The sequence below is a fragment of the Streptomyces sp. NPDC060205 genome, assembly GCF_042728395.1.
GTDB lineage: Bacteria > Actinomycetota > Actinomycetes > Streptomycetales > Streptomycetaceae > Streptomyces.
In genome coordinates, this window is record NZ_JBHWZP010000447.1 from 1 (window position 1) to 6305 (window position 6305).

At 70.8% G+C, this 6305-nt stretch carries 4 protein-coding genes; 2 read left to right on the forward strand and 2 right to left on the reverse strand.

All coding sequences use genetic code 11. The features are described 5' to 3' along the window. Nucleotides 1–69: 69 nt before the first annotated feature. The gene (locus tag ACFWGJ_RS40545) at nt 70–1104 is read right to left on the reverse strand and encodes a zinc-dependent alcohol dehydrogenase family protein (RefSeq protein WP_387333973.1); all 1035 of its coding nucleotides are present in this window, start codon (nt 1102–1104) and stop codon (nt 70–72) included. 151 nt (nt 1105–1255) lie between these two features. On the opposite strand from ACFWGJ_RS40545, the gene ACFWGJ_RS40550 reads away from it, so the two are divergent. Next, nucleotides 1256–1495, forward strand: a complete 240-nt coding sequence (locus ACFWGJ_RS40550; RefSeq protein WP_387333974.1) for a heavy-metal-associated domain-containing protein — start codon at nt 1256–1258, stop codon at nt 1493–1495. Nucleotides 1496–1580: 85 nt separating this feature from the next. Further along, nucleotides 1581–3941, forward strand: coding sequence for a heavy metal translocating P-type ATPase (locus tag ACFWGJ_RS40555; RefSeq protein ID WP_387333975.1), 2361 nt, complete (start codon nt 1581–1583; stop codon nt 3939–3941). A gap of 686 nt (nt 3942–4627) precedes the next feature. Here ACFWGJ_RS40555 and ACFWGJ_RS40560 read toward each other — a convergent pair. Beyond that, complete coding sequence (locus ACFWGJ_RS40560) at nt 4628–5917, reverse strand: citrate synthase (RefSeq protein WP_387333976.1); 1290 nt, start codon at nt 5915–5917, stop codon at nt 4628–4630. Nucleotides 5918–6305 lie beyond the last annotated feature (388 nt).

Below are 6305 nucleotides of genomic sequence, written 5' to 3' on the forward strand. Positions count from 1 at the left end.
GCACGTCCACCGTGCGGGGCCCCCTCGTTCCCGTCGCTCCCGACCGCGCCGGCGCGTGGCCCGCCGCCCTCACGCCCAGGGCTCGACCACCGTGACGCCCGCCCCCGGCGCCGTCCCCATCGCCGCCAGGGCCGCGGGGGCCGCCGCCAGGGGGATCGCGGAGGTCACCAGGAGGTCGGGGCGCAGCAGCCCGGCCCGTACGGACTCCAGCATCGGCGGGTAGGCGTGCGCGGCCATGCCGTGGCTGCCGAGGAGTTCGAGTTCGAGGCCGATCACCCGGGCCATCGGCACCTTCGGGTCCTCGGGCAGCAGGCCCACCTGGACGTGCCGGCCGCGGCGGCGCAGCCCGGCGACCGAGGCCGCGCAGGTGACCGGGGAGCCGAGGGCGTCGAGGGAGAGGTGGGCGCCGCCGCCGGTCAGGTCGCGGACCGCCTCCGCCGTGTCGCCGGCGCGGGACGCGTCCACGCAGTGCGCGGCGCCGAACCGCCGCGCGAGGTCGAGCGCCGCGGGCGAGAGGTCGACCGCGACGACCCGCGCCCCGGCCGCCGCGGCGATCATCACCGCGGACAGCCCGACCCCTCCGCAGCCGTGCACGGCCACCCACTCCCCCGGCGCCACCCGCCCCTGCGCGACCACCGCGCGGAACGCCGTGGCGAACCGGCAGCCGAGCGAGGCGGCCGTGCCGAAGGACAGCTCGTCCGCCACGGCGACGAGGTTCACGTCGGCGTGGTCCAGGGCGACGTACTCGGCGAAGGACCCCCAGTGCGTGAACCCGGGCTGGGTCTGGCGCTCGCACACCTGCTGCTCGCCCGCCGCGCAGGAGGCGCAGCTTCCGCAGGCGCAGACGAAGGGCACGGTGACGCGGTCGCCGGGGCGGTGGCGGGTCACGAGGGCGCCCACGGCCTCGACGGTTCCGGCGAGTTCATGGCCGGGCACGTGCGGCAGTTCGATGCCCGGGTCGTGGCCCTGCCAGCCGTGCCAGTCGCTGCGGCAGAGCCCGGTGGCCTCGACGCGCACCACCACGCCGTGCGGCGCGGGCGCCGGGTCCGGCACCTCCCGTACCTCGGCCGGTTCCCCGAACCGCTCGAACACCACTGCCCGCATGGCCGCCGCCCCTCCGCTGTCCCCAGCCCTTTGAAAGTACCCCCTAGGGGTATACTGTGAGTACCGTGCGAGCCCGTGGGCCACACACGCCTCATGTATCCCACGGCGCACGCGCCGCACACGCCCCATACGTCTCGACGAGGAGAACGACATGACCGCCCACACCGACACCCCCGGCTCCGTCACCACCGTCTACCGGGTGAGCGGGATGAGCTGCGGACACTGTGAAGGCTCGGTCTCCGGCGAGATCTCCCAGATCGCGGGCGTCACCTCGGTGAAGGCCGTCGCCTCCACCGGCGAGGTGACCGTGATCTCCGACGCCCCGCTCGACGAGGAAACCGTCCGCGCCGCCGTCGACGAGGCGGGCTTCGAGCTCGCCGGCCAGGCCTGAGGACGCCTCCCCTCACTCCACACCGGGCCGTACCGACCAGCTGATACTGGCTCCGTACGGCCCGGTTCGTTCCCTGGAGCAGGACATGACCAGCACCGGTACCAGCAGCAGCACGAGCACCAGCAGCAGCACCACGGCTCCTCCGGCCGACCCGGCGCCACAGGCCGGATCACCCGCCGAAGCACCGGCCGGCTCGCAGGTCGAGCTGACCATCGGCGGGATGACCTGCGCCTCCTGCGCGGCCCGCGTCGAGAAGAAGCTCAACCGCATGGACGGCGTCTCCGCCACGGTCAACTACGCGACGGAGAAGGCGAAGGTCGCGTACGCGGACGGGGTGCGGGTCGCCGACCTGATCGCCACCGTGGTCAGGACGGGCTACACGGCCGAGGAACCCCCGCCGCCGCGGCCCCCGGAGCCCGCGGCGGACGGGAAAACCTCCGCCGACGAGGACGCGGCGCACCCGCGTGACCCCGAACTGGCCGCACTGCGCGAACGCCTCGTCGTCTCCGCGCTCCTGGCCACCCCCGTCGTCCTGCTGTCGATGATTCCGGCGCTGCAGTTCGACAACTGGCAGTGGCTCGTGCTGACGCTCGCCGCGCCGGTCGTCGTCTGGGGCGGGCTGCCCTTCCACCGGGCCGCGTACACGAACGCCCGGCACGGCGCCGCCACCATGGACACCCTCGTCTCGACGGGCACGCTGGCCGCGTTCGGCTGGTCCCTGTGGGCGCTGTTCTTCGGCGACGCGGGCATGGAGGGCATGCGGGACGAGGGCTTCTCCCTCACCGTCTCCCGCGAGCAGGGCGCCTCGGCGATCTACCTCGAAGTCGCCGCCGGGGTCATCGCGCTCATCCTCCTCGGCCGCTATCTGGAGGCCCGCTCCAAGCGCCGCGCGGGCGCCGCCCTACGCTCCCTGATGGAACTCGGCGCCAAGGACGTATCCGTCGTACGGGAGGGCCGTGAGGTCCGCGTCCCGGTGGGCGCGCTGGCCGTGGGCGACCGTTTCGTCGTACGGCCCGGCGAGAAGGTCGCCACCGACGGCACGGTCGTCGAGGGGACCTCGGCCGTCGACGCGTCGATGCTGACGGGCGAGTCCGTGCCGGTGGACGTGACGGTGGGCTCGGCCGTCACCGGGGCGACCGTGAACGCCGGCGGGCGGCTGCTCGTCGAGGCGACCCGGGTCGGCGACGACACCCGGCTCGCCCGGATGGCACGGCTGGTGGAGGACGCCCAGAACGGCAAGGCCCGGGTGCAGCGCCTCGCCGACCGGATCTCCGGGATCTTCGTCCCCGTGGTGCTGCTGATCGCGGTCGCCACCTTCGGGGTCTGGCTCGGCGTCACCGGCGACACGGCCGCCGCGTTCACCGCGGCCGTCGCCGTACTGATCATCGCCTGCCCGTGCGCCCTGGGCCTGGCCACCCCGACCGCCCTCATGGTCGGCACGGGCCGCGGCGCCCAGCTCGGCATCCTCATCAAGGGCCCCGAGGTCCTGGAGTCCACCCGCCGCGTCGACACGATCGTCCTGGACAAGACCGGCACGGTGACGACCGGCCGCATGACCCTCCAGGAGGCGTACGCGGCCGAGGGCACCGACACGGCGCGCGTACTGCGGCTCGCGGGGGCCCTGGAGCACGCCTCGGAGCATCCGATCGCCCGGGCCGTCGCGGCGGGCGCGGAGGAGCGGACAGGGGCTCTGCCGGCCGTGGACGGCTTCGAGAACGTGCCCGGGCTCGGTGTCCGCGGCACGGTCGAGGGCCACGCGGTCCTCGTGGGCCGCGCCCGCCTCCTCGAAGAGGCCGGAATCACGCTGCCCGAGTCCCTCGCCGCCCTGCGGACGCGGGCCGAGGAAGAGGGACGTACCGCCGTGGCCGTCGCCTGGGACGGCACCGCGCACGGTGTCGTGACCGTCGCCGACGCGGTCAAGGAGACCAGCGCGGAGGCGGTTCGCGCGCTGCGCGCCCTGGGCCTCACCCCGGTGCTGCTGACCGGGGACAACCGGACCGTGGCCGAGTCCGTGGCCCGTTCCGTGGGCATCGACCCCGACCGGGTGATCGCCGAGGTGCTGCCCGAGGGCAAGGTCGACGTGATCAGGCGGCTTCAGGCCGAGGGGCGGGCGGTGGCGATGGTGGGCGACGGCGTCAACGACGCCGCCGCGCTCGCCACCGCCGATCTGGGCCTGGCGATGGGCACGGGCACGGACGCCGCGATCGAGGCGAGCGATCTGACGCTGGTCCGCGGGGACCTGCGGGCGGCCCCGGACGCGATCCGGCTGTCCCGCAGGACCCTGTCCACGATCAAGGGGAACCTGGTCTGGGCGTTCGGATACAACGTGGCGGCACTGCCCCTCGCGGCGGCGGGACTGCTGAACCCGATGATCGCGGGAGCCGCCATGGCGTTCTCCTCGGTGTTCGTGGTGACGAACAGCCTGCGCCTCAGGGCATTTTCATGACGAAGAGGTAGGACTCCCCTAGAGTCCGGCACACCTCTTCACATAAGCTCTTCACAAGGCTCGCGCATCATCCTTACGCTAGGGCTCCGATAGTCATATCGGGGCTCTTGCGTATCTTCAGGACATACGCAAGAGACGCAGGTCACAGTGATGTGAACGTAACCATCGAAGGGGTTCGTGAGTCTAGATTGACGATGTCAGACACGTCTTGGGGGGCGTTTCTGACATCTGGGGATGTCTTGGGGGACGTTCCTGGAAATGCGTTGCCGGGGCACGTACGACGGGGAGCTTTGAGCGGCCCTCCCGTACGTACGGGTCCCGGCAGACCGCACACGCAGGAGGCAGTACGCGGTAGGTAGTACGCAGTAGGCAGAGTTCTTGTTCATTCTGCTCGTTTTGCTCGCAGCGATTCAGGCGCTGCCTTCAGACGCCCGGCCGGATCCCGTGGGGGGAATCCGCACCGGGACATGGGAAGGCGCCCCGACTCCGGCCCGTGGGGGGACCGGCAGCGGGGCGCCTTCTTCATTGCGTTTCATCCCGTGCGGGATTGCCCTTCATCCCTTGCGGGACATCGGGCTTCACTCTCTGCGGGGCGGGTCGGCCCCCGGCCCCGTAGGGGGCGCGGGGAACTGCGCGGCCCGCCACCGGCGGACCCGCAGTCGACAACCCACAGCGCCGTGGAGCGCCTAGCGCTCCTGGACCGGCTTGAAGTCCCGCTCGACGACACCCGTGTAGATCTGCCGCGGGCGGCCGATCCGGGAGCCGGGCTCCTTGATCATCTCGTGCCACTGGGCGATCCAGCCCGGCAGCCGGCCGAGGGCGAACAGGACCGTGAACATCTCGGTCGGGAAGCCCATGGCCCGGTAGATCAGACCCGTATAGAAGTCGACGTTCGGGTAGAGGTTGCGCGAGACGAAGTAGTCGTCGGAGAGCGCGTGCTCCTCCAGCTTGAGCGCGATGTCCAGCAGCTCGTCGGACTTGCCGAGGGCCGACAGGACGTCGTGCGCGGCAGCCTTGATGATCTTCGCGCGCGGGTCGAAGGACTTGTACACCCGGTGGCCGAAGCCCATCAGGCGGACGCCGTCTTCCTTGTTCTTCACCTTGCGGATGAAGGAGTCGACATCGCCGCCGTTGGCCTTGATGCCTTCGAGCATCTCCAGGACCGACTGGTTGGCGCCACCGTGCAGCGGGCCCCACAGGGCGCTGATGCCGGCGGAGATCGAGGCGAACATGTTCGCCTGCGACGAGCCCACCAGACGCACGGTGGAGGTCGAACAGTTCTGCTCGTGGTCCGCGTGCAGGATGAGCAGCTTGTCGAGCGCGGAGACGACGACCGGGTCGAGCTCGTACTCCTGCGCCGGGACCGAGAAGGTCATGCGCAGGAAGTTCTCGACGTAGCCCAGGTCGTTGCGCGGGTAGACGAAGGGGTGACCGATCGACTTCTTGTACGCGTACGCGGCGATGGTCGGAAGCTTCGCGAGCAGCCGGATCGTCGAGAGGTGGCGCTGCTCCTCGTCGAACGGGTTGTGGCTGTCCTGGTAGAACGTCGACAGCGCGGAGACCACCGACGACAGCATCGCCATCGGGTGGGCGTCACGGGGGAAGCCCTGGAAGAACCGCTTGACGTCCTCGTGCAGCAGCGTGTGCTGCGTGATCTCGTTCTGGAAGGTGGAGAGCTCGTCGACCGTGGGCAGCTCGCCGTTGATCAGCAGCGAGGCCACTTCGAGGAAGGTGGAGCTCTCGGCGAGCTGCTCGATCGGGTACCCGCGGTAGCGGAGGATGCCCTGCTCGCCGTCGAGATAGGTGATGGCGGATTTATAGGCGGCGGTGTTCCCGTAACCGCTGTCCAGCGTCACCAGACCGGTCTGGGCGCGGAGCTTCCCGATGTCGAAGCCCATGTCGCCGACGGTGCTGTCGATCACCGGGTAGGTGTACTCGCCGTCGCCGTACCGCAGTACTACAGAGTTGTCGCTCACGTCATCCCTCACCGACGTTGTGCCTCTTCTTCGAGGTGCCCTGACTGTCTCTACCATCCCCCATTTGGCGCAGGAGAGTGCACTCGGGGTCGACCATTGGGCCTATTGGCGGCACTCAGTGCCGCCAACCTGTTCATCCTGCCCGCTTCCCCGGCCTTCCGAAAGTGCCGTGTGACGTTTCCGACTCGTTTGATCGATCATTTTTCCGCCTGACCGGACGGTCCGGTCGGCCGGCTCGCCTGATCGGCTGGACGGGTCGGTCGGGTGCGGGTCCGGTGGGGGCTGGTCGCGCAGTTCCCCGCGCCCCTTAGGGGGTGGGGCCTGCGGTCGTATGCCGGGTGCGGGCCGGTGGGGGTTGCCCGCGCAGTTCCCCGCGCCCCTGAAGACC

Bases quoted from the DNA above. Each gene is read 5' to 3' on its own strand.
- ACFWGJ_RS40545 (WP_387333973.1), bottom strand. From the start codon at position 1,104: ATGCGGGCAGTGGTGTTCGAGCGGTTCGGGGAACCGGCCGAGGTACGG.
- ACFWGJ_RS40555 (WP_387333975.1), top strand. From the start codon at position 1,581: ATGACCAGCACCGGTACCAGCAGCAGCACGAGCACCAGCAGCAGCACC.
- ACFWGJ_RS40550 (WP_387333974.1), top strand. From the start codon at position 1,256: ATGACCGCCCACACCGACACCCCCGGCTCCGTCACCACCGTCTACCGG.